Here is a 23041-nt window from a genome sequence, read left to right as displayed (position 1 = left end):
AACAGAAAAAAAAGCGAGTTTTGCTAGATTTTAAAAAGGATTTTCGCCAGAAGGAATATTACAGAATTTGCCATAAGAAAAAAGCGCCCGAAGGCGCTTCATGAATTAATCCCAACTGAGAATCACTTTACCGGACTGGCCTGAGCGCATAGCGTCAAAACCTTTCTGGAAATCATCAATAGTAAAGCGGTGGGTAATGATTGGGGACAGGTCGAGCCCGGACTGGATCAGTGCAGCCATCTTGTACCAGGTTTCGAACATTTCACGGCCATAGATGCCTTTAATGAACAGCCCTTTAAAGATAACTTTGTTCCAGTCGATGGACATATCTGAAGGCGGAATACCCAGCAGGGCGATACGCCCGCCGTGGTTCATAGTATCCAGCATGGTGCGGAACGCTGGCGGCGCGCCGGACATTTCCAGACCCACGTCGAACCCCTCTGTCATTCCCAGCTCGTTCATGACGTCATGCAGGTTCTCTTTGGACACGTTCACCGCCCGGGTGACGCCCATTTTGCGAGCCAGCTCGAGACGGTATTCGTTAACGTCGGTGATCACCACATGGCGCGCGCCAACGTGTTTCGCTACTGCCGCCGCCATAATGCCGATCGGACCCGCGCCGGACACCAGCACATCCTCGCCAACCAGATCGAACGACAGCGCGGTATGCACCGCATTACCGAACGGGTCGAAAATGGAGGCGAGCTCATCAGGAATGTTATCGGGGATTTTAAACGCGTTAAACGCAGGCAGTACCAGGTATTCGGCGAAACAGCCCTGACGGTTGACGCCCACGCCGATCGTATTGCGGCACAGATGGGTACGGCCACCACGGCAGTTGCGGCAATGCCCGCAGGTGATATGCCCTTCGCCGGAGACGCGGTCACCGATTTTGAAGCCTTTCACTTCCTGGCCGATGCCAACCACTTCACCCACGTACTCGTGACCGACTATCATCGGCACCGGAATGGTTTTTTGCGACCATTCATCCCAGTTATAAATATGCACATCGGTACCGCAGATAGCGGTTTTGCGGATTTTGATTAACAGATCGTTATGGCCCACTTCCGGCTCGGGGGCATCATTTACCATCCAGATGCCTTCTTCCGCTTTCAGCTTCGATAATGCTTTCATGTCTTATCCTCAGGCAAGCACGCCTAACTGTTTACCGATACGAATAAAGGCGTCGATCGCGCGCTCAATCTGCTCAGTGCTGTGCGCGGCAGACATTTGAGTACGGATACGCGCCTGCCCTTTCGGCACCACCGGGTAGAAGAAACCGGTGACGTAAATCCCTTCTTTTTGCAGTTCACGGGCAAAATTCTGCGCCACCACCGCATCGCCCAGCATTACCGGAATGATGGCGTGATCGGCACCCGCCAGGGTGAAACCGGCGGCAGTCATTTTTTCGCGGAACAGGCGGGCGTTGGCCCACAGCTTGTCGCGCAGCGCATCGCCTTCGGCCAGCATTTCCAGCACCTTGATAGACGCGGAAACAATCGCCGGGGCCAGGGAGTTGGAGAACAGATACGGACGCGAACGCTGGCGCAGCCACTCCACCACTTCTTTACGCCCGGCGGTATAACCACCCGACGCGCCGCCCAGCGCTTTACCGAGCGTACCGGTGATAATGTCGACCCGACCCATCACATCACAGTATTCATGAGTACCGCGACCGTTTGCGCCGACAAAGCCCACCGCGTGGGAATCATCAACCATCACCAGCGCATCGTATTTATCCGCCAGGTCGCACACCCCTTTCAGGTTGGCGATCACGCCGTCCATGGAGAACACACCGTCGGTGGCGATCAACACGTGACGCGCACCCGCTTCACGCGCTTCTTTGAGACGCGCTTCCAGCTCCTGCATATCGTTATTGGCATAGCGGAAACGCTTTGCTTTACACAGACGCACGCCGTCAATGATCGACGCATGGTTCAACGCATCGGAGATGATGGCGTCTTCCGGGCCCAGCAGGGTTTCGAATAACCCGCCGTTGGCGTCGAAGCAGGAAGAGTAGAGAATGGCGTCTTCCATGCCGAGGAAGTCAGCCAGCTTTTGCTCCAGCTGCTTATGCGTGTCCTGGGTGCCGCAGATAAAGCGCACCGAAGCCATACCAAAACCGTGGCTGTCCATGCCCCGTTTGGCGGCAGCGATCAGTTCGGGATGGTTAGCAAGACCGAGGTAGTTATTGGCGCAGAAGTTAATAACGTGGCTACCGTCGGCGACGGTGATATCGGCCTGCTGAGCCGATGTGATGATACGCTCTTCTTTATACAACCCTTCCGCACGTGCGGTTTCCAGGTCGGCATTCAACTGTTGGTAAAAATCCCCTCGCATTGCAATTCTCCAGGCTGGGCAAATTTCGGCACATATTACCCAAACTAATCATTTGATACGAGATGACGATTGGCTGAATGCGCGTTTTGCAGCATAAATCACGTCTGTGAAACAAAGTACACAAACCCCAAACAGGTCTAAGGCTGAAGGGCAGCCGATGTGGTGGTATGATTACACTCATTCGCGCCTGAGATAGTCTCATGGCCCCACATTTTTGAAGGTTATACCTATGATCATTGTTACCGGCGGCGCTGGATTTATCGGCAGCAACATTGTTAAGGCCTTGAACGACAAAGGCATCACCGACATTCTGGTGGTCGATAACCTTAAGGATGGCACCAAATTCGTTAACCTGGTGGACCTGACCATCTCCGATTACATGGATAAAGAAGATTTTCTTATCCAGATTATGGCGGGCGAAGAGTTTGGCGATATCGAAGCCATTTTCCACGAAGGCGCATGCTCTTCCACTACCGAGTGGGATGGCAAGTACATGATGGATAACAACTATCAGTACTCCAAAGAGCTACTGCACTACTGCCTGGAGCGTGAAATCCCGTTCCTGTACGCCTCATCCGCCGCTACCTATGGTGGACGTACGTCTGACTTTATCGAGTCCCGCGAGTATGAGAAGCCGCTGAACGTTTATGGCTACTCCAAGTTCCTGTTTGATGAATATGTGCGCCAGATCCTGCCGGAAGCCAACTCGCAAATCGTCGGGTTCCGCTACTTCAACGTCTACGGACCGCGTGAAGGCCACAAAGGCAGCATGGCGAGCGTAGCGTTCCATCTGAACACGCAGCTAAACAACGGCGAGAGCCCGAAACTGTTTGAAGGCAGCGACGGCTTCAAGCGCGATTTCGTCTATGTCGGTGATGTGGCGGCGGTCAACCTGTGGTTCTGGGAAAACGGCGTATCCGGCATTTTCAACCTTGGCACTGGCCGTGCGGAATCTTTCCAGGCCGTTGCCGATGCGGCGCTGGCGTACCATCAGAAAGGCAGCCTCGAATACATTCCGTTCCCGGATAAACTGAAAGGCCGCTACCAGGCGTTTACTCAGGCGGATCTGACCAATCTGCGTGCCGCTGGCTACGATAAGCCGTTCAAGACCGTCGCCGAAGGCGTGGCGGAATATATGGCCTGGCTGAACCGCGACGCGTAAGTTTCCCGTATGAAAATATTGGTGATCGGCCCGTCCTGGGTGGGCGACATGATGATGTCGCAAAGTCTCTATCGCACGCTCAAGGCGCGTTATCCCGAGGCCATTATCGACGTGATGGCACCCGCCTGGTGCCGTCCGCTGTTATCGCGGATGCCGGAAGTCAACGACGCAATTCCCATGCCGCTTGGTCATGGGGCGCTGGAAATTGGCGAACGCCGCAAACTGGGCCTTAGTCTGCGCGATCGCCGCTATGACCGCGCCTACGTGCTGCCAAACTCGTTTAAATCCGCATTAGTGCCCTTCTTTGCCAATATCCCTCAGCGCACTGGCTGGCGCGGTGAGATGCGTTATGGCCTGCTGAACGACGCGCGCGTGCTGGATAAGGCTGCCTGGCCGCTGATGGTCGAGCGCTATGTCGCGCTGGCCTATGACAAAGGTGTGATGCAGTCAGCGCGTGATTTGCCACAACCGCTGCTGTGGCCGCGTTTGCAGGTCAGCGAAGCGGAAAAACAGCAGATGCGCGCCACGTTCAGTATCTCGGATGAACGGCCCGTGATTGGCTTTTGCCCCGGCGCGGAATTCGGCCCGGCGAAGCGCTGGCCGCATTATCACTACGCCGCGCTGGCGGAAAAACTGATCGCCCAGGGCTATCAAATTGCCCTGTTCGGGTCCGCGAAAGATAACGATGCAGGCAACCAAATCATCGCCGCGCTGCCGGAAGAGCAACGGCCATGGTGCCGCAATCTGGCAGGGGAAACCGCGCTGGAGCAAGCGGTGGTGCTGATTGCCGCCTGTGAGGCGGTGGTATCCAACGACTCGGGTTTGATGCACATCGCCGCCGCGCTGGATCGCCCGCTGGTGGCGCTGTATGGTCCGAGCAGCCCCGACTTCACGCCGCCGCTGTCCCATAAAGCACGCGTGATCCGCCTGATTACCGGCTATCACAAGGTGCGCAAAGGCGAGGGCGAGCAAGGCTATCACCAAAGTCTTATCGACATTACGCCGCAACAGGTAAACGATGAATTATCACGCCTGTTGGCCAATCAGGAAAATTAACCATGCGGGTATTGATAGTCAAAACCTCTTCCATGGGGGATGTGCTACATACCCTGCCGGCCCTGACCGACGCCATGCAGGCGATCCCGGGGATCCGCTTCGACTGGGTGGTTGAAGAAGGATTCGTCCAGATCCCGGGCTGGCACCCTGCCGTCGATCGCGTCATTCCCGTGGCGATCCGCCGCTGGCGCAAAGCCTGGTTTTCATCGCCTGTGCGTGCAGAAAGAGCGACGTTTCGGAAATTGTTAACTTCGGTGCGCTATGATGCCGTTGTTGATGCGCAAGGGCTGATTAAAAGCGCGGCGCTGATTACCCGGCTGGCGCAGGGCGTTAAGCACGGTATGGACTGGCACAGCGCGCGCGAGCCGCTGGCGTCGCTGTTTTATCAACGTCGCCATGCCATTGCCAAACAGCAGCATGCGGTTGAGCGCACCCGCGAACTGTTTGCGAAAAGCCTGGGTTATTCCCGCCCTGCGCAGACGGGCGACTACGCCATCGCACAGCATTTTCTCGGCACGGCGCAACCGCCGCAGACGCCCTATCTGGTGTTTTTACACGCCACGACGCGGGATGATAAACACTGGCCGGAAGCGCAGTGGCGCCAATTGATTACGCTGATGTCGGGCAGTGGAATAACGATTAAATTGCCCTGGGGCGCCCCGCATGAAGAAGCGCGCGCCCGGCGACTGGCTGAAGGGTTTGATTACGTCGACGTGTTGCCGCGAATGAGCCTTGAGCAAGTGGCTTATCTCCTGGCTGGCGCAAAAGGCGTTGTCTCGGTAGATACTGGCTTAAGCCACCTTACCGCTGCGCTGGACCGGCCTAATATTACCTTATACGGGCCAACCGATCCGGGGCTCATTGGCGGATACGGTAAAAACCAGCACAGCGTCATTTCTCGCGACGGTAGCATGGCGGCTAACCAGGCCGATGAGGTATTCAGGCTCATGAAGAGGCAGATGGATGTCTGATGGGTTCATTATTTAAGCAAATTTACCGCTACACGCGTCCGCGCGCTTTTCGCCATAATGAAAATCTTTGGCCATGGGCGAAAATCACTCGCGCGCAGACCGGAGAGATTCGTTCCCTAAAATATAAGGGCATCGCCGTTCCTTTGGCGGGGCTTAGCGACCTGAAAAATCGCTATCAGGGCGATGTGTTGCTGACGGCTACCGGACCTTCTACTAAAAAGATGGATTTTAGCGTGGTGCCGGAAACGATGCCGGTTATGGGCGTTAACGGCGCGTATGTCCTGCAAGGACAGGTGCGTTACAGCTTGTATATCGTCGTCGATATGGAATTTTTCGATAGCAAACCGGAAACCATTACCGCCGTTATCAGCAACCCAGATATTGTGTTTTTTACCACCTTGCATGGGGTGGCAAAAATTTACGATCGTCATCCGCAAAATGAAATTTTATGCCAAATTGCCTTAATTGAAGACGCCTGCTGCCGGATTTATCAGGGCAAAATTACCGATGACGCAAAATGGCAGACGTTTAAGGATAATGACACTGTTTCCTTTGATGAAAAAAACAGCAATATCTGCTTCACCACCGATATCCGCAACGGCATTTTCGATGCCGGCACCGTGGTTTATTGGGCGTTACAGGTGCTGTATTTTTTAGGTTTCAATCGTATTCTTATTAGCGGTTTGGATATGAATAATTTCCATCAACCACGCTTTTATGAAAGCGAGCACACTCAACTTCCCTCTTATCTTGAAAACAAAGTGGAAAATATAGTATTTCCTGCGTTCTCCCTGGCTTCACGAGTCCTTGAACAGCATGGTGTATATGTTTTTAACCTTTCTCAAGAAAGCGCGGTTCCAGAATTGATTTTTAAAAAGGTTAAGCTGCATGTACTTTTTAAAGAATAAAATTACTTTAGAGAAATGTTATTTATTTTTCTTCACACTATTTCTGTTCTTTAGTGCGATATTTTGCATTTCAACCAGAGTGAACAACCTTTTTCATATTTCAGGCGTATTGTTTCTAATTGCCCTGGCCATTTCTTCTGACATACGTAAAAAAACGCTACACAGGAAAAACATCAGAATCGGCGTCTTTACTATAGGCGTCTTCGCCATCTATTTTGGTATCTCAAACCTCTGGGGCGGTAACGATGAAACCCTGAGATCGGCGTTTACTCACGGTTTATACATTACGATCTATACCATTATGCTGGTTAGCATGCTGGAAGATGAACGTTACCGCCACAGAGCGATGACGGCGATTGTTTCAGGGCTTACCGTGCTGTCCGTATATACCTTATTCACCGATTTTAATCTGGTGCTGCATCTGCGTCAGGTTTCCGAAACCAACCCCGGCCCCACCAACGTCATTGACCTGGCGGGATATTGCGCGATCGGCTGTTTATTAAGCTTTATATTATATAAAGAGAAAACTCAGCTGCTGTATCTGTTGCCTGTGATCCCGTTATTCACTCTGCTGCTTTTAACGCAAAGCCGTGGTCCATTCATTGCATTAATTGTGTCACTGGTTATTTTTTTCCACGTCCGGACAATGGTGCGTAAACATTTAATTATTACCGCCGCAGCGATTATTGCACTGGCTTTGATTTTATCGTACACCCAGGTCGGTGAACAGTTTCTGTCACGATTTGAGGCGCTACGTCAGCAAAGTGGTTTGCGTCTGAGCATCTGGGCTCATACGCTGGAACTGATAAAATCAAACATCTGGTTCGGTAAAGGCTTTAATTATAATCTCGACTTTATAAATTATAGCGGTGAACATATTACTACCACGCACAGCATCTATATTGGCGCATTCCTGAAAGGCGGCATTATCGGCCTGGCGCTGTTCCTGGTGATTATCAACTATGGTTTACTGTGCGTCTGGTTTAAATTTATAAATAATCGCCGACTGGAAGCCTCAATATTCCTGTTTTCAATTATCTTCATGATGTCGCAGGGGATGTTTATTATTAATAATCCGCGGGAGTCATGGATACTTTTCTGGCTACCCCTTGCCGTGGTAATAAGTAACACCAACTTTAAACGCGAAAGCCTTCCAGTCAAATAAAAGCAGCCGTCGCGAAGACGGCTTTTTTATCAGACTACCGTTTCTTCAACGCATGTTGATAATATTCTGCCAGGGTTAATCCCCTGGCTTTTGGATGCAGCCATTCGAAAAACGCCTCGAGATCGTCATATAACCTTTCGATATCGCTTTGGGTCTTAAACGTAGGACTCCCGCCGGGCATATATTCTGACGAGTGCAGCATGTACTCTACGTAATCACTGCCCTGCGCGAGCGTTTGCTCAACCACGCTTTTCATTGTTTCTACATTACCGCCCATCGGACGCAACCAGTGGACGGAAGGTGAACGGACTTTTCCCCGCAAACGATCGTAGCCCTGCTTGATACTGTTCATCAGCGCGGAATGCTTATGCTGGATACTCATGGGCACTTCGAGTAACGGCAAGTTGCCGGGTTTGCGAATATCATTTTCATCCAGAAAATAGGCGTGTGTCGGGAAATCGCGATAATCCGTTCCCCCGGTCCCTGCCGGGTTTCCTTTGGCGGTTTTCCAGTTAACTTTTGGCGTGACTGAACAATCAACAAGGTAGCCATACTCCACCAGCAGCCGGGCGTAGCGCTCATCAAATGCCCAGCGGCCCGCACGGTGGCTAACCATCTTGGTCTGAAACGTATCCTCAAGAAGACGCGTCATATATTCCACTTTCTGACGCATCATCCCGGTGGCGTATTCAATCAAATAGGGCTTATAGCGCCAGTCGTCGTCGGTTAACGGTTCCAGCGGCGGGCTATTCCAGGCGTGAAGATGCATCCCCACTTCGCCGGTTCCTCTGGCGATCACGTCCCTGGCAAATTCGATATAAAACGGATCGATCGCCATTTCATAATTGGTTAAATAAACCGGCTTGAATCCATATTTCTCGCATAACGCCTGAAAACGAGGCAAATAGCGCGCATTCTCAGTGGTGATGCTGTCGTGATTTTGCCAGAGATTATCGCCCTCTGTGTCAATCGTTATGAGAAATGCAGGATTGTGCATAGATAATTCCTTAAATACCGGTTATCGCGTCATGGTAGTGCAATCCAGGGCTTCTCTCAATCAGTGTGATAACCTAGAATCAATAACTTGTTATCTGATGAAGAATAGATCATGACCGCAAGCGACCTTTCCGGTAAGCACTCTGTTCCCGCACGCATTTTAGTTATCAAACTCCGCCATCATGGCGATATGTTATTGATTACGCCCCTTATCCATGTTCTTAAACAACGCTACCCCACCGTCGAGGTGGATGTACTGTTGTATGAAGAAACGCGGGAAATGTTATCGGCGAACGGCGACATTCATCAGATCTACGGTATCGACCGGAAATGGAAAAAACAGGGCACGGCTTACCAGATAAAACAGGAGTGGGCGCTGCTACAGGCGCTGCGTCAGCGTCGCTATGACCTGGTGCTGAACCTGGCCGATCAGTGGCGTAGCGCCATTATCAGCGCGTTAACCGGCGCGAAAACCCGGGTGGGGTTCGCGTTTGCCAAACGCGACAGCCTGATATGGCGTAAAAGCCACACCCTGCTGGCGTCCACCGCGCAGCACAATCGCCAGCATACCGTTGAGCAAAACTTGTCTATCCTTCAACCATTAGGCCTGGATGTTTACGATGCTCCGGCAAAAATGGGTTATACCGACGCTGACTGGCAACAGTGCGCAGCGCTGCTTCCTGAAGAGATTCGCGAGCGCTTCGTAGTGATCCAACCGACATCGCGCTGGTTCTTTAAATGCTGGAGCGAGGCGAAGATGAGCGAGCTGATTAACTCGCTGTCGGCACAAGGCCACGCGATTGTGCTGACCTCCGGGCCTGACGCCAAAGAGTTAAAAATGGTTGAGACCATTCTGGCGGGTTGCCCTGACGCCCGCGTGTATTCGCTGGCCGGAAAGTTAACCTTGCGCCAGTTGGCGGCGTTAATTGACCATGCGCAACTGTTTATTGGCGTGGATTCCGTTCCCATGCATATGGCGGCGGCGTTAAACACCCCGTTGGTGGCGCTGTTTGGCCCGTCAAAACTCACTTTCTGGCGGCCCTGGCAGGCGCAGGGGGAAGTGATTTGGGCAGGCGATTATGGTTCTCTTCCCGATCCTGACGCCATTGATACCGGCACCTCAGAACGTTATCTCGATATGATCCCTACCCAGGCCGTTATTGACGCCGCCCGGAGATTACTGGCATGAAAAAATTCCGCCTGGCGTTAGTCAGACAAAAATACCGCCCGGACGGCGGCGCAGAACGCTTTGTATCGCGGGCGCTGGAAGCGCTGGATGACCAGGATATCGATCTCAACGTTATCACCCGTGAATGGCAGGGGCCGGTGAACCCTGGCTGGCATATCCATATCTGTAATCCGCGCAAATGGGGACGAATTAGCCGGGAGCGCGGCTTCGCTAACGCGGCGCGGGCGCTGTGGGAAACGAAACAGTTCGATATTGTGCAAAGCCATGAGCGGATACCGGGTTGCGACCTGTATCGTGCTGGCGATGGCGTACATCGCCGCTGGCTTGAACAGCGCGCCCGCATCCTGCCCGGCTGGAAAAGCCGTCTGATGTTCAGCGATCGCTACCATCGTTATGTGATGAACGCAGAGCGGGAAATGTATACCGACTCCGCGCTACGCGGCGTTATCTGCAATGCCGAGATGATTAAACGGGAAATCATCGAAGACTTTGGCGTACCGGAAAGCAAAATCCGGGTCATCTATAACGCCATTGATAACACCCTCTTTACGCCGCCGGACGCGGCAACCTTTATCGCGCTGCGCGAGCAGTGGCAACTGCCCGTTCAGGCCACCTGCCTGATTTATGTGGGTTCCGGGTTTGAGCGTAAAGGGCTGGACGCGGCGATTCGCGCTATCGCCCCTACCGATCGCCATCTGCTTGTGGTGGGGAAAGATAAAGATCAACAGCGTTACCAGTCGCTGGCGAAAACGCTGCGTTGCGACAACCGCGTCCATTTCTTCGGCGTACAGCAAGAAACGCTGCCGTTTTACCAGATGGCGGACGGCCTGTTGCTACCTACGCTCTACGATCCGTTTCCGAATGTTATTCTGGAAGCGATGGCCTGCGGATTACCGGTGATCACCAGCACCGGTTGCGGCGGCGCTGAATTTATTGAAAACGGGCGTAACGGCTATGTGTGCGACGCGCTGGATATTGACGCGCTACAGCAGGCGGTGATGGCGCTGCCTGCCCGGGCGCTGGACTCACAGCAAGGCGCCAGCGCCCGGGCGCGTATTATGGGCTGTACCGCGCAACATCTTTCCGCGCAGCTCATCGGCTTCTATCAGGAGTTATTAAAATAACCATGCGGATTTTGTTTGTTATCGATGGTTTACCCGGCGGCGGCGCGGAGAAAGTCGTCATCACGCTTGCGGAGCAGTTCCTGCGCGAGGGCGAGCACGTGTCGTTGTTTTCACTGCGCGACGTCTGCGAATATCCTTTGCCGGATAATCTCGACTACCGGGTGATTGCCGATCGGTGCCGTAAGCCCTGGCGTAAAATCACCGAATTAACACGCCGCGCCCGACAACTGGATAACGCCATCAAAGAGGCGGAAAAAGAGGGCCCGTTCGACCTGGTGGTCTCTCATCTCCATAAAACCGATCGCATCGTCTCCCGTAGCGCCATCCTTAAACATCGCAATCTGTGGTTCTGCCTGCATGGCGTCTTTTCCGCTTCGTATCTGGGGCATCGCACCGGGTTCAGCCGCTGGCAGAAACAGCAAAAGATCAAACGGGTTTATCAGCATCGTAATGTGGTAACCGTATCTGATGCGGTTGGGCGCGACCTGGTTGAGCAATGCGGCGTCACGCCCGCGCAGCTAAAAACCATCTATAACCCGTTTGATATCGCCGCTATCCGCGCCAGCGCAGACGCGCCCTGCGAGATGGCCGGGCAGGATTATCTGATCCACGTGGGCCGGTTTCACCCGGCAAAACGTCATGACCGGTTAATTGAGGCCTACGCGAAAAGTGGCATCACTGCGCCGCTGCTGCTGCTCGGCCAGGGGAAACCGGAACAGGAAGCGAAACTGCGTGAACTGGCGGCGCGGCTCGGTGTTGGCGAACGGGTGATCTTCAAAGGATTCCAGCCTAATCCCTGGACGTGGATGAAACATGCCCGGCTGTTAGTGGTCAGCTCGGACAGCGAAGGGTTTGGCAACGTGCTGGTGGAAGCGCTGCTACTGGGTACGCCTGTGGTTAGCACCCGCTGCCCCGGCGGGGTAACGGAAATCCTCACCGATGAATTTGAACGCGGTCTCGCAGACCTGAACAGTGATGCGCTGGCTCGTACCTTGCAAAGCATTTATGATAACCCGCCGCCAATCGACGCGCAGCGGCTGAAGAAATTCAGCGTTGAGACTATCTGCCATCAGTATCGTCAGCTGTCCTCATCCTGACGGGAAATACGCTATTTGGATTTTACTGGATCGTTTATGAGTCAAACACCTTTACTCAGTATTGTGGTCGCCGTGTACAACGGTGAACAATTCCTCTCACAGTTCTTTGAGTGTATTGAACACCAGGCGCTTGAAAGCTATGAGCTGATTTTGGTTAATGATGGCTCAACCGACGCCAGCCAGAGCATAATGGAAGCGTGGCAATCCCGGTTACAGAACGTGAAAATCATCCAACAGGCGAACCAGGGTGTGTCGGTGGCGCGTAATAGCGGCCTCGATCTGGCCACCGGTAAGTACCTGACGTTCCCGGATATCGATGACAAACTTTACCCGGAAATGTACCGCACGCTGCTGGAGATGGCGGAAAAGGGCGCGCTTGACGTCGCCACCTGCAACGGTCGTTACGTGTATGAGAAAAACCGCGAAAGCCATCCTATTTTCCCGTTGAATCGTCTGGCATCGACCGATGTGCTGCCCGGCCACGTCTGGCTGAAACAGGCGCTGGACTCGCGTAAATTCCTGCACGTCACCTGGCTCAACATTTACCGCCGGGAATTTATCAACCAGCATGGTTTCCGTTTTGAGCCGGGGCTGCGTCATCAGGATATTCCCTGGACCACGGAAGTGCTGCTGGCGGCGCAGCGTGTGCAGTACACCGATAAGCAGTTCTACGATTACTACATTCATTCCGCCTCGGTTTCGCATAAACCCGACACCGACGACACGCTGATCCGCTCCGCGCATCACTATATGAAGATCCTTGAAATGCTGGATGCGATTAACGAGCGTTATCGCGATAAAACCCGGCATATCGCCGCCTGCCGCTGGCAGATCGCTAAAGAAGGGCTGGGGATAATCCATACTATCGATTGCATGAAGGATGACGCCAAAAAGAAAGGCCTTATCAAAGAGTTTTTCGATCGCGGCATCTGGGGGTTGATCTGGAAAAACGCCCACGATCTGCGCCTGCGCTGGCGTCTGGGCCGTCGCTATTTCCGTCTGAAAAAAGCACTAAAGGCATAAGACGCATCCTCATACCTTTATCCTGGGGCTAAACAGTCAGAGCCCCTTAAGCTAAATGGGTAACCTGAGTCACGGGCAAGTTGATGGCGCGGGCCTGAAAGGTGCCAAAACAATAGCTTTAACTGGCTTAAATGCTTAGAATTTGCCCGCCGATTAAGAAAATAACGGATATTCGCTTGGAATCGTTGTATACCGCTTTACTCTATCTTATTCAGCCCTTCATCTGGGTACGGTTGCTGCTTCGCAGCCGTAAGGCTCCGGCGTACCGTAAACGCTGGGGTGAACGCTATGGTTATTGCCGGAATAAGGTGGCGCCTGACGGTATATTACTGCACTCGGTTTCCGTGGGTGAGACGCTGGCGGCTATCCCGCTGGTGCGCGCCCTGCGCCATCGTTACCCGACGCTGCCAATCACCGTGACGACTATGACGCCAACCGGTTCGGAGCGCGTGCAGTCCGCCTTCGGCAAAGACGTGCATCACGTCTATCTCCCCTACGATTTACCCTGCGCCATGAATCGCTTCCTGGATAACGTTCGCCCCAAGCTGGTGATCGTGATGGAAACCGAGCTGTGGCCAAATATGATTGCCGCGCTGCATCAGCGCCAAATCCCGCTGGTTATCGCCAACGCGCGCCTGTCTGAGCGTTCCGCGAACGGCTATAAAAAGCTGCGCGGTTTTATGCGCCGGTTGCTGAATAAAATCACGCTGATTGCCGCGCAGAATGAAGAAGACGGCAATCGCTTCCTGGAGCTGGGCCTGAAACGCAACCAGCTCGCCATTACCGGCAGCCTGAAATTCGATATTTCCGTGACGCCAGAGCTGGCGGCTCGCGCCGTCACGCTGCGCCGCCAGTGGGCGCCACGCCGTAAAGTGTGGATCGCGACCAGCACCCACGATGGTGAAGAGGCGATTATCCTTGAGGCGCACAAAGCGCTGCTTAACACCTTCCCGGACTTATTGTTGATCCTGGTACCGCGTCATCCGGAGCGCTTTAAAGACGCCCGCGATCTGGTCCATAAAGCCGGGTTCAGCTTTACCCTGCGCAGCACCGGCGAAATCCCGTCGAGCAGCACCCAGGTGGTGATTGGCGATACCATGGGCGAGCTGATGCTGCTGTACGGCATTGCCGACCTCGCTTTCGTCGGCGGCAGCCTGGTGGAGCGCGGCGGCCACAACCCGCTGGAACCCGCTGCTCACGCGATCCCGGTGTTGATGGGCCCGCATATCTTCAACTTCAAAGACATCTGCGGACGTCTGCTGGAAGCGGGCGGCTTGATTATTGTTAACGACGCGCCGGCGTTGGTAAAAGAGATCTCAACTCTGCTGACCGATGAAGACTATCGGTTGTGGTATGGCCGCCACGCCGTAGAAGTGCTGCATCAGAACCAGGGGGCGCTGACCCGTCTGCTGCAACTTTTGCAGCCTTATCTGCCACAGCGGAGCCATTAATGCCTGCGCGCCTGTCGGTCGTGATGATCGCAAAAAACGCCAGCGACGTTTTGCCGGAATGCCTGGCGTCGGTGGCGTTTGCCGATGAAATCATCCTGCTTGATTCGGGTAGCACCGATAACACGCTGGATATCGCCCGTGAAGCTGGCGCTACCGTTGTCACCTCCGCCGACTGGCCGGGCTACGGCATCCAGCGCCAGCGCGCTCAGGCACTGGCGACCGGCGATTATATTTTGATGATCGATACCGATGAGCGCGTCACGCCGGAACTCAAACAGGCCATTCTGGCGGTCCTGGAAAACCCGCGGCAAGACGCGGTATACAGCATTGCGCGCCGCAATTATTTCCTGGGCCGCTTTATGCGTCACAGCGGTTGGTATCCTGACCGCGTCACCCGCCTCTATCCGCGCGAACGCTACCGCTATAATGACAATCTGGTGCATGAGTCGCTGGATGCGCCAGGCGCCAGCGTTATCGCGTTACCCGGCGATTTACTGCACCTGACCTGCCGCGATTTCGCCAGCTTCCAGCAAAAGCAGCTTAACTACGCCAATGCCTGGGCCCGGGAGCGCCATCAGAAAGGCAAGCGCTGCTCTATCGCCGGGATTATGGGCCATACGCTGGGCGCATTTATTAAAACGCTGATTATTCGCGGCGGCGTGCTGGACGGCAAACAGGGTTGGTTACTGGCGGTGGTCAATGCCCAGTACACCTTCAACAAATACACCGAGCTGTGGGCGCTGAATCACGGCTACACACAAAAGACCGCTATATGAGCACAAAAGCGATTTATCCCGGCACCTTTGACCCGATCACTAACGGCCATATCGATATCATCACCCGTGCTGCTGGCATGTTCGACAAGCTGATTATCGCTATCGCCGCCAGCCCAAGTAAGAAACCGATGTTTACCCTTGATGAGCGGGTGGCGCTGGCGAAAGAGGCGACCGCGCACCTGACCAACATCGAAGTGGTAGGATTCAGTGATTTGATGGCAAATTTCGCCCGGGCGCAGCAGGCCAACGTGCTGGTTCGCGGGTTACGCGCCGTGGCGGATTTTGAATATGAAATGCAGCTCGCGCATATGAACCGTCATTTGATGCCCGAGCTGGAAAGCGTGTTTTTGATGCCCTCGAAAGAGTGGTCGTTCATCTCCTCCACGCTGGTAAAAGAAGTGGCGCGCCATCATGGCGATGTCACGCATTTTTTACCGGAGAAAGTGTGCCAGGCTCTGCTCAGTAAACTGGCGGCCGGGCACTGATCGCGCATTACTTCTGGCAGCGTCGGCACCAGTACGTGCGGCGTTGCCCGTGCTTACCTGCCTGAATCGGCGTTCCACACACCCGGCACGGCTCGCCTTCCCTTCCATAGACCTGTAACTCCTGGGCAAAATATCCCGGCTTCCCGTCGCTTTGTAAAAAGTCACGCAGCGTGGTGCCGCCCTGCTCAATCGAACGCAGCAGCACCGCTTTGATCGCGGTAGCCAGCAACTCGCACTCTTCTTTAGAGAGCGCCTGCGCCAGCTTATCGGGATGGATCCCGGCGGCAAACAGTGATTCGCTGGCGTAAATATTACCGACGCCCACCACCAGCTTGTTATCCATCAGCCAGGGCTTGATGGCGACTTTTTTCCGGGCGCACTTTTGATGCAGGTACTCACCGTTGAATTCGTCGCTCAGCGGCTCCGGGCCAAGATGCGCCAGCACGTTGTGGCCTTCCAGCGAGGGCGTCCAGAGCCATGCGCCAAAGCGACGCGGGTCGGTATAACGCAGCACTTTACCGTTGCTCATCACCAGATCAACATGGTCATGCTTTTCAGCGGGCATGTCGTGCGGCAGTACGCGCAGACTGCCGGACATGCCAAGATGCACGATGATCCAGCCGTCAGGTAATTCGATCAGCAGATATTTGGCGCGCCGCTGGACGCTGATAACTGGCTTATCGCTGAGCGCATGGATTTCATCAGAAACCGGCCAGCGCAGGCGGCCATTACGCACAACCGCATGAAGGATGGTTTCGCCGACCAGATGCGGTTCAATACCGCGACGGCTGGTTTCCACCTCAGGTAATTCAGGCATCGTTGCTCCTTTTCACGGTAACAGAAAGCAAAAAACCCGGCATAAGCCGGGTTTTCATACAAATCACTAAAATTATTTAATTTTAGCTTCTTTGTATACAACGTGCTGACGGACAACTGGATCGAACTTTTTCAGTTCCAGTTTTTCCGGCTTAGTACGTTTGTTCTTCGTGGTGGTATAGAAGTGACCAGTACCAGCAGAAGAAACCAGCTTGATTTTCTCACGAATACCTTTAGCCATGATTTATTTCCTCTAAGTACTTAGTACTTTTCGCCACGGGCACGCAGTTCAGACAGAACTGTATCGATGCCTTTTTTATCGATTACACGCATACCTTTAGCAGATACGCGCAGGGTGACAAAACGCTTCTCGCTCTCAACCCAGAAACGGTGAGAGTGCAGGTTCGGCAGGAAACGGCGTTTAGTCGCGTTCAGTGCGTGGGAACGGTTGTTACCGGTCACCGGACGCTTGCCAGTAACTTGGCAGACTCGGGACATGTCTATTCTCCAAAAATCAAATTAGCTCGAGCTTCGTATGGGGTATTGGCGCCTCGTCAGGCTTTCACAGCCAGGTCAGACGGTTCTAAGTGAACTCGTATAGCCAGGCCCAAATGCCAAACCCGAGATTCTCAAAGGTGGCGTAGTATACGCTGTGTAAGCCGGGTGCTCAAGTCCCGAACAGACAAAGATCCCTTTGGATCGCTGAAACTTACCTAAATCCAGCCCCGTTCCGCAAACGAAACGTACTCCCCGCGGCCAATGACCAGATGATCGAGCACGCGAATATCCATGAAATCGCAGCATTTTATAATACGTTCGGTTATCAATTTATCCGCCTGGCTGGGCTCGGAATGGCCTGACGGGTGATTATGGGCAAGGATCACCGCGGCGGCGTTCATCTTCATGGCTTCCCGCACAATTTCACGGGGATGCACCTCAACATGATTCAGCGTGCCGGAAAACATCCGGCTATGTTTGATCACGCGATGTTGGTTATCCATAAAGATCACCATAAATATTTCGCGCTCTTCATCCGTCAACTGGCTTTGCAGAAACTCGCGCGTCATAGCCGGGCTCAGCAACGGTTTCTCTTCTTCTATGCATGATTCGGCATAGCGTCGCCCCAGCTCAGCAATCGCGCGCAACTGCGTGTAGGTCGCCTCGCCGACACCGCCAATCGTTCGAAAGCTTTCCAGTGGCGCTGATAATAATCGTCGCAGCGAACCAAAGTGGCTGTACAATTTTTCAGCCAGTTCCATCACTGTCATACCCCGTTTGCCGGTGCGCAAGAAAATCGCCAGCAATTCGATATCTGTCAGAGTCTTCGCGCCGGAGCGCTGTAGCTTTTCACGTGGGCCATCCCAGGGTTGCGTCTTTCTTCTGCTCATCATCCCTCCTTGCCGTACCAGGAGATCATGTCACAGTTTTCACGCGCTCTCGACGCAACGATGATGAGGTTGCGCGACATCTCGCAAACTCATTTTTACTCACCGTCCGCCATTCTGGGGAATGTGATAAAATAGCCACTTTCCGATACGGCTACAGGAACAGGTTATGACGGGTATTGCCGGTAAAAAAATCGTTCTCGGGGTAAGCGGCGGCATTGCCGCTTATAAAACACCAGACCTGGTGCGGCGTCTGCGCGAGCGCGGCGCGGATGTCCGGGTGGCAATGACGGAGGCGGCCAAAGCCTTTATCACCCCCATGAGTTTACAAGCCGTATCGGGTTACCCTGTTTCAGATAGTTTGCTGGACCCGGCGGCAGAAGCGGCTATGGGCCATATTGAACTGGGTAAATGGGCAGATTTAGTGATGCTCGTCCCGGCGACAGCGGATTTAATCGCTCGCGTCGCGGCGGGCATGGCGAATGATTTGGTCACCACCATTTGCCTCGCAACGCCTGCGCCTGTGGCAGTGGTCCCGGCGATGAACCAGCAGATGTATCGCAATCTCGCTACCCAGCATAATCTCAATGTACTCGCCGGGCGCGGGATGATGATTTGGGGGCCGGACAGCGGCAGCCAGGCGTGCGGCGACGTTGGCCCCGGACGCATGCTCGATCCGCTGGTATTAGTGGATATGGCGGTTGCCCATTTTTCCCCTGTCAACGATCTGCAACATTTGAACATCATGATAACCGCCGGTCCGACCCGAGAACCGCTCGACCCGGTGCGCTACATCACGAATCACAGTTCCGGCAAGATGGGCTTCGCCATTGCTGCCGCCGCCGCGGCGCGCGGCGCGCACGTCACGCTGGTGAGCGGCCCGGTCTCCCTGCCGACGCCTGCGGGCGTTGAGCGTATCGACGTCACTACCGCGCTGGAAATGGAGGCCGCCGTGCAGGCGCGCGCCCAACAACAGCAGATTTTTATTGGCTGCGCTGCCGTGGCGGATTACCGCGCTGCCGCCGTTGCCGATGAAAAAATCAAAAAACAGGGCGACGAGCTGGTCATCCGGATGGTGAAAAACCCGGATATTGTTGCTGGCGTCGCTGCGCTGAAAAACCAACGCCCCTATGTCGTCGGGTTTGCCGCCGAAACGAATAATGTGGAAGAATATGCGCGGCAAAAACGTGTCCGTAAAAACCTCGATTTGATTTGCGCCAATGATGTTTCGCAAGCCGGTCAGGGGTTTAATAGCGACAGTAATGCTTTGCACCTTTACTGGCAGGATGGAGAACTCGCTTTACCGCTTGAGCGAAAAGCGCTCCTTGGCCACCGTTTACTGGACGAGATAGTGACCCGTTATGATGAAAAAAATCGACGTTAAGATCCTGGACCCGCGCGTAGGCACAGAATTTCCTCTGCCCACTTATGCCACTTCCGGCTCTGCGGGCCTGGATCTGCGCGCCTGTCTTGATGCCGCCGTGGAACTGGCACCGGGTGCCACCACGCTGCTGCCGACCGGGCTGGCTATCCATATCGCCGACCCGTCACTGGCGGCGGTTATCCTCCCGCGTTCCGGCCTCGGGCATAAGCATGGCGTGGTATTAGGCAACCTGGTGGGATTAATTGATTCCGATTATCAGGGCCAGTTGATGATCTCTGTCTGGAACCGCGGGCAGGATAGCTTTACCATCGAGCCGGGCGAACGTGTCGCACAGATGGTCTTCGTCCCTGTCGTTCAGGCAGAATTTAATTTGGTGGAAGATTTTGACGCCACCCTTCGTGGTGAAGGCGGCTTCGGCCATTCCGGGCGGAGTTAGTTCGCCCCCTATCGTTACGCGTCCCATTAATAACAAACAAAACCGCAAGCAATAGCTTGCGGTAATAATGTGGATGCCGCCTGACAATTGCGTTATTTCAGGGGTATTTGAGATCATGGCAGAAAAACAAACCGCGAAACGGAATCGTCGCGAAGAAATACTTCAATCTCTGGCACAAATGCTTGAATCAAGCGATGGCAGTCAGCGCATTACCACGGCAAAACTGGCCGCCTCGGTTGGCGTTTCGGAAGCGGCGCTGTATCGCCATTTTCCCAGCAAAACGCGTATGTTCGATAGTCTTATCGAGTTTATCGAAGATAGCCTGATTACCCGCATTAACCTGATCCTTAAAGATGAGAAAGACACGACATCGCGCCTGCGCCTTATCATGCTATTGATTCTGGGGTTCGGCGAAAAGAATCCAGGGCTGACCCGTATTCTGACCGGCCATGCGCTCATGTTTGAACAGGATCGTCTTCAGGGGCGTATTAACCAACTGTTCGAGCGTATTGAAGCGCAGCTGCGTCAGGTGTTACGCGAGCGAAAAATGCGTGAAGGCGAAGGTTATGAAACTGACGAGACGCTGCTGGCTGGCCAGCTACTGGCGTTTTGCGAAGGCATGCTGTCGCGTTTTGTGCGGAGTGAATTTCGCTACAGTCCCACTGCGGATTTCGATGCGCGCTGGCCGTTGCTGGCTTCACAGCTTCAATAAAAAAGGCCGGGATCCCGGCCTTTTTAACGTTTTAAATCCCATACTCTTCGCGATATGCCTGAACTGCCGCCAGATGATCGGCCATTTCCGGACGCTCTTCCAGGTAGGCAATCAGGTCTTTCAGCGTGATGATGGAAATGACCTGACAACCGTAGTCGCGCTCCACTTCCTGAATCGCTGAAATGTCCGCGCGCCCGCGCTCCTGGCGGTCGAGAGAAATCAGCACGCCCGCAAGCGTAGCACCGTGCGCCTGAATAATTTCCATGGATTCGCGGATCGCTGTACCGGCGGTAATCACATCATCCACCAGCATGATTCGGCCTTCCAGTGGGCTCCCTACCAGGGTGCCGCCTTCGCCGTGATCTTTGGCTTCTTTACGGTTAAAGCAATACGGCACATCCCGGTCATGGTGTTCAGCAAGCGCTACCGCCGTGGTGGTGGCAATCGGAATGCCTTTATACGCAGGCCCAAACAGCAAATCAAAATCAATGCCGGAATCCACCAGCGCTTCGGCATAAAAGCGCCCTAACAACGCCAGGTCACGACCGGTATTGAACAGCCCGGCATTGAAGAAATAGGGGCTTTTGCGCCCGGACTTCAGCGTAAACTCGCCAAACTTCAATACCTGTTTGTTGAGCGCAAATTCAATAAACTGGCGTTGATACGGTTTCATGGATTTGCTCCTTCTAAAGCTTTCAAATGAGTTGTACGAATAAATGGCAAAAAAAAGGCGACTCACTGGTCGCCTTACGATTAATTTTCTAACGCCGCCTTCTGCGACGCGACAATCGATTCGATTCCCCCACGGGCTAACGCCAGCAGCTCAAGCAGCTGTTCGTGAGTAAAGGGTTCGCCTTCTGCGGTGCCCTGGACTTCAATGATGCGGCCATCTTCGGTCATCACCACGTTCATATCGGTTTCCGCCGCAGAATCTTCCACATATTCCAGATCGCAAACCGCTTCACCGGCAACAATCCCAACGGATACCGCGGCAACCATGCCTTTCAGCGGATTGGTCTTTAGTTTGCCGTTCGCCACCAGCGCATTCAGCGCATCTGCCAGCGCCACGCAGGCACCGGTAATCGACGCGGTGCGCGTACCGCCATCCGCCTGGATCACATCGCAATCCAGCGTAATGGTGAATTCGCCCAGCGCCTTAAGATCGACGGCGGCGCGCAGAGAACGGGCAATCAGTCGCTGGATTTCCAGTGTTCTTCCGCCCTGCTTGCCTTTCGCCGCTTCGCGCGCGTTACGGGTATGGGTAGCGCGGGGCAACATGCCGTATTCCGCTGTGATCCATCCCTGCCCCTGGCCTTTCAAAAAGCGCGGCACGCCTTCATCAATGGAAGCGGTGCACAGAACTTTGGTGTCGCCAAACTCGACCAGCACGGAACCTTCAGCGTGTTTAGTATAATGACGTGTCAGAGTGACAGGACGCACCTGATTGGCGCTACGACCAGCTGGACGCATGGGTTTTCTCCGGCTTAGAACGAATGTGGCTGCGCATTATACGGACTTCGGGCGCTTATTCCTATCCTGCCAGGCCCTGGGTGGCTATAATCCCCTCATCATTCTCATTAAACGGGAACATCTATGATCCGCAGTATGACCGCCTACGCCCGGCGTGAAACCAAGGGTGAATGGGGCAGCGCCGCCTGGGAATTGCGCTCCGTGAATCAGCGCTACCTGGAAACCTATATTCGTCTGCCGGAGCAATTTCGTAGCCTTGAGCCCGTCGTTCGTGAACGTATTCGTAACCGCCTGACCCGCGGAAAAATCGAATGTAATCTGCGTTATGAACCCGACTCCAGCGCCCAGGGCGAGTTGATCCTTAACGAAAAACTGGCAAAACAGCTGGTCGCTGCGGCGAACTGGGTGAAAATGCAAAGCGATGAAGGCGAAATCAACCCGGTTGATATCCTACGCTGGCCTGGCGTGATGGCGGCTCAGGAGCAGGATCTGGATGCGATTGCTGCAGAAATTCTCGCCACACTCGACGCCACGCTGGATGACTTTATCGTCGCCCGCGAAACCGAGGGCCAGGCGCTGAAAGCCCTGATTGAACAGCGGCTTGAAGGCGTAAGCGCCGAAGTGAAAAACGTGCGCGCGCATATGCCGGAAATCATGCAGTGGCAGCGCGACAAGCTGGTCGCCAAACTTGAAGATGCCCAGGTACAGTTGGAAAACAACCGCCTTGAGCAAGAACTGGTTCTGCTGGCGCAACGTGTTGATGTGGCGGAAGAGCTCGACCGCCTTGAAGCGCATGTTAAAGAGACCTACAACATCCTCAAGAAAAAAGAGGCTGTGGGCCGCCGCCTCGATTTCATGATGCAGGAATTTAACCGCGAGTCGAACACGCTGGCATCGAAATCGATTAATGCCGATGTCACGAACTCCGCTATTGAATTGAAAGTCCTGATCGAGCAAATGCGCGAACAGATTCAGAATATTGAGTAATCGCTCACCTGAAGCCTGCGGATACGCAGGCTTTTCTTCATCCTACCTTGCCCGCGTCACTTTCTTGCTGCGCCAGAGCGTCTTTGTTATCTTGAACGCCACTCTTTC

25 protein-coding genes are annotated in these 23041 nt (G+C 54.0%); 16 read left to right on the top strand and 9 right to left on the bottom strand.

What is annotated here, in order from left to right:
- Positions 1-105: 105 nt before the first annotated feature.
- Complete coding sequence (gene tdh / locus FHW74_RS19735) at positions 106-1134, bottom strand: L-threonine 3-dehydrogenase (RefSeq protein ID WP_183172040.1); 1029 nt, start codon at positions 1132-1134, stop codon at positions 106-108.
- A gap of 9 nt (positions 1135-1143) precedes the next feature.
- A complete protein-coding gene (gene kbl / locus FHW74_RS19730) occupies positions 1144-2340 on the bottom strand; it encodes a glycine C-acetyltransferase (RefSeq protein WP_183172039.1) in 1197 nt (398 codons plus the stop codon).
- 229 nt (positions 2341-2569) lie between these two features.
- Between kbl and rfaD the strand changes: the two genes are divergently transcribed.
- The 5 genes from rfaD to FHW74_RS19705 are packed head-to-tail and all read left to right on the top strand — an operon-like array spanning position 2570 to position 7602.
- Positions 2570-3502, top strand: coding sequence for an ADP-glyceromanno-heptose 6-epimerase (rfaD, locus tag FHW74_RS19725; protein ID WP_183172038.1), 933 nt, complete (start codon positions 2570-2572; stop codon positions 3500-3502).
- Positions 3503-3511: 9 nt separating this feature from the next.
- Positions 3512-4558, top strand: coding sequence for an ADP-heptose--LPS heptosyltransferase RfaF (rfaF, locus tag FHW74_RS19720; RefSeq protein ID WP_183172037.1), 1047 nt, complete (start codon positions 3512-3514; stop codon positions 4556-4558).
- A gap of 2 nt (positions 4559-4560) precedes the next feature.
- On the top strand, positions 4561-5529 hold the full coding sequence (rfaC, locus tag FHW74_RS19715) for a lipopolysaccharide heptosyltransferase RfaC (RefSeq protein ID WP_183172036.1): 969 nt from the start codon (positions 4561-4563) through the stop codon (positions 5527-5529).
- Entirely contained in the window at positions 5529-6437 is a 909-nt protein-coding gene (locus tag FHW74_RS19710; protein ID WP_183172035.1) for a sugar glycosyltransferase, read from the top strand. Before rfaC ends, FHW74_RS19710 begins: the two co-directional genes overlap by 1 nt.
- Entirely contained in the window at positions 6418-7602 is a 1185-nt protein-coding gene (locus FHW74_RS19705; protein ID WP_183172034.1) for an O-antigen ligase, read from the top strand. The genes FHW74_RS19710 and FHW74_RS19705 overlap by 20 nt, the downstream gene beginning before the upstream one ends.
- Before the next feature lie 34 nt (positions 7603-7636).
- Here the strand turns inward: FHW74_RS19705 and FHW74_RS19700 are convergent, their stop codons facing one another.
- On the bottom strand, positions 7637-8599 hold the full coding sequence (locus FHW74_RS19700; protein WP_183172033.1) for a polysaccharide deacetylase family protein: 963 nt from the start codon (positions 8597-8599) through the stop codon (positions 7637-7639).
- A gap of 111 nt (positions 8600-8710) precedes the next feature.
- Here FHW74_RS19700 and rfaQ point away from each other — a divergent pair, with 111 nt between their 5' ends.
- The 7 genes from rfaQ to coaD all read left to right on the top strand — a co-directional run bounded on the left by rfaQ (position 8711) and on the right by coaD (position 15743).
- The gene (rfaQ, locus tag FHW74_RS19695) at positions 8711-9787 is read left to right on the top strand and encodes a putative lipopolysaccharide heptosyltransferase III (RefSeq protein WP_183172032.1); all 1077 of its coding nucleotides are present in this window, start codon (positions 8711-8713) and stop codon (positions 9785-9787) included.
- On the top strand, positions 9784-10911 hold the full coding sequence (locus FHW74_RS19690; protein WP_183172031.1) for a glycosyltransferase family 4 protein: 1128 nt from the start codon (positions 9784-9786) through the stop codon (positions 10909-10911). The genes rfaQ and FHW74_RS19690 overlap by 4 nt, the downstream gene beginning before the upstream one ends.
- 2 nt (positions 10912-10913) lie before the next feature.
- Positions 10914-12008 (top strand): glycosyltransferase, encoded by a 1095-nt coding sequence (locus tag FHW74_RS19685; RefSeq protein ID WP_183172030.1) that lies wholly within the window; start codon positions 10914-10916, stop codon positions 12006-12008.
- 36 nt (positions 12009-12044) lie between these two features.
- Positions 12045-13031: a glycosyltransferase gene (locus tag FHW74_RS19680; RefSeq protein WP_183172029.1), complete on the top strand. Its 987-nt coding sequence runs from the start codon at positions 12045-12047 to the stop codon at positions 13029-13031.
- Positions 13032-13207: 176 nt separating this feature from the next.
- Positions 13208-14482, top strand: a complete 1275-nt coding sequence (waaA, locus tag FHW74_RS19675; RefSeq protein ID WP_183172028.1) for a lipid IV(A) 3-deoxy-D-manno-octulosonic acid transferase — start codon at positions 13208-13210, stop codon at positions 14480-14482.
- On the top strand, positions 14482-15258 hold the full coding sequence (locus tag FHW74_RS19670; protein ID WP_183172027.1) for a glycosyltransferase family 2 protein: 777 nt from the start codon (positions 14482-14484) through the stop codon (positions 15256-15258). Before waaA ends, FHW74_RS19670 begins: the two co-directional genes overlap by 1 nt.
- Entirely contained in the window at positions 15255-15743 is a 489-nt protein-coding gene (gene coaD, locus FHW74_RS19665) for a pantetheine-phosphate adenylyltransferase (protein ID WP_183172026.1), read from the top strand. The genes FHW74_RS19670 and coaD overlap by 4 nt, the downstream gene beginning before the upstream one ends.
- Before the next feature lie 7 nt (positions 15744-15750).
- On the opposite strand, the gene mutM is transcribed toward coaD, so the two are convergent.
- The 4 genes from mutM to radC all read right to left on the bottom strand — a co-directional run bounded on the left by mutM (position 15751) and on the right by radC (position 17947).
- A complete protein-coding gene (mutM, locus tag FHW74_RS19660) occupies positions 15751-16560 on the bottom strand; it encodes a bifunctional DNA-formamidopyrimidine glycosylase/DNA-(apurinic or apyrimidinic site) lyase (protein WP_183172025.1) in 810 nt (269 codons plus the stop codon).
- Between the two features lie 72 nt (positions 16561-16632).
- Positions 16633-16800, bottom strand: a complete 168-nt coding sequence (gene rpmG / locus FHW74_RS19655; protein WP_002436700.1) for a 50S ribosomal protein L33 — start codon at positions 16798-16800, stop codon at positions 16633-16635.
- Positions 16801-16820: 20 nt separating this feature from the next.
- Complete coding sequence (gene rpmB / locus FHW74_RS19650; RefSeq protein ID WP_002436699.1) at positions 16821-17057, bottom strand: 50S ribosomal protein L28; 237 nt, start codon at positions 17055-17057, stop codon at positions 16821-16823.
- A 215-nt stretch (positions 17058-17272) separates the two neighbouring features.
- Entirely contained in the window at positions 17273-17947 is a 675-nt protein-coding gene (gene radC, locus FHW74_RS19645) for a DNA repair protein RadC (protein ID WP_183172024.1), read from the bottom strand.
- Between the two features lie 166 nt (positions 17948-18113).
- On the opposite strand from radC, the gene coaBC reads away from it, so the two are divergent.
- From coaBC to slmA, 3 genes are all read left to right on the top strand, one after another.
- On the top strand, positions 18114-19328 hold the full coding sequence (gene coaBC / locus FHW74_RS19640; protein ID WP_183172023.1) for a bifunctional phosphopantothenoylcysteine decarboxylase/phosphopantothenate--cysteine ligase CoaBC: 1215 nt from the start codon (positions 18114-18116) through the stop codon (positions 19326-19328).
- Complete coding sequence (gene dut, locus FHW74_RS19635) at positions 19306-19764, top strand: dUTP diphosphatase (RefSeq protein ID WP_183172022.1); 459 nt, start codon at positions 19306-19308, stop codon at positions 19762-19764. Before coaBC ends, dut begins: the two co-directional genes overlap by 23 nt.
- Before the next feature lie 115 nt (positions 19765-19879).
- The gene (slmA, locus tag FHW74_RS19630; RefSeq protein ID WP_125295009.1) at positions 19880-20476 is read left to right on the top strand and encodes a nucleoid occlusion factor SlmA; all 597 of its coding nucleotides are present in this window, start codon (positions 19880-19882) and stop codon (positions 20474-20476) included.
- Positions 20477-20507: 31 nt separating this feature from the next.
- On the opposite strand, the gene pyrE is transcribed toward slmA, so the two are convergent.
- Positions 20508-21149, bottom strand: a complete 642-nt coding sequence (pyrE, locus tag FHW74_RS19625) for an orotate phosphoribosyltransferase (RefSeq protein ID WP_002436694.1) — start codon at positions 21147-21149, stop codon at positions 20508-20510.
- Positions 21150-21229: 80 nt separating this feature from the next.
- A complete protein-coding gene (gene rph / locus FHW74_RS19620; protein WP_183172021.1) occupies positions 21230-21946 on the bottom strand; it encodes a ribonuclease PH in 717 nt (238 codons plus the stop codon).
- Positions 21947-22069: 123 nt separating this feature from the next.
- On the opposite strand from rph, the gene FHW74_RS19615 reads away from it, so the two are divergent.
- Positions 22070-22933 carry a YicC/YloC family endoribonuclease gene (locus FHW74_RS19615; protein WP_183172020.1) on the top strand — a complete coding sequence of 288 codons (864 nt, stop codon included), beginning with the start codon at positions 22070-22072 and terminating at the stop codon, positions 22931-22933.
- Positions 22934-23041 lie beyond the last annotated feature (108 nt).

Origin of the sequence: Atlantibacter sp. RC6 (genome assembly GCF_014193285.1) — a bacterium.
Classification (GTDB): Bacteria; Pseudomonadota; Gammaproteobacteria; order Enterobacterales; family Enterobacteriaceae; genus Atlantibacter.
This window is presented reverse-complemented; position numbering and strand designations above follow the sequence as displayed.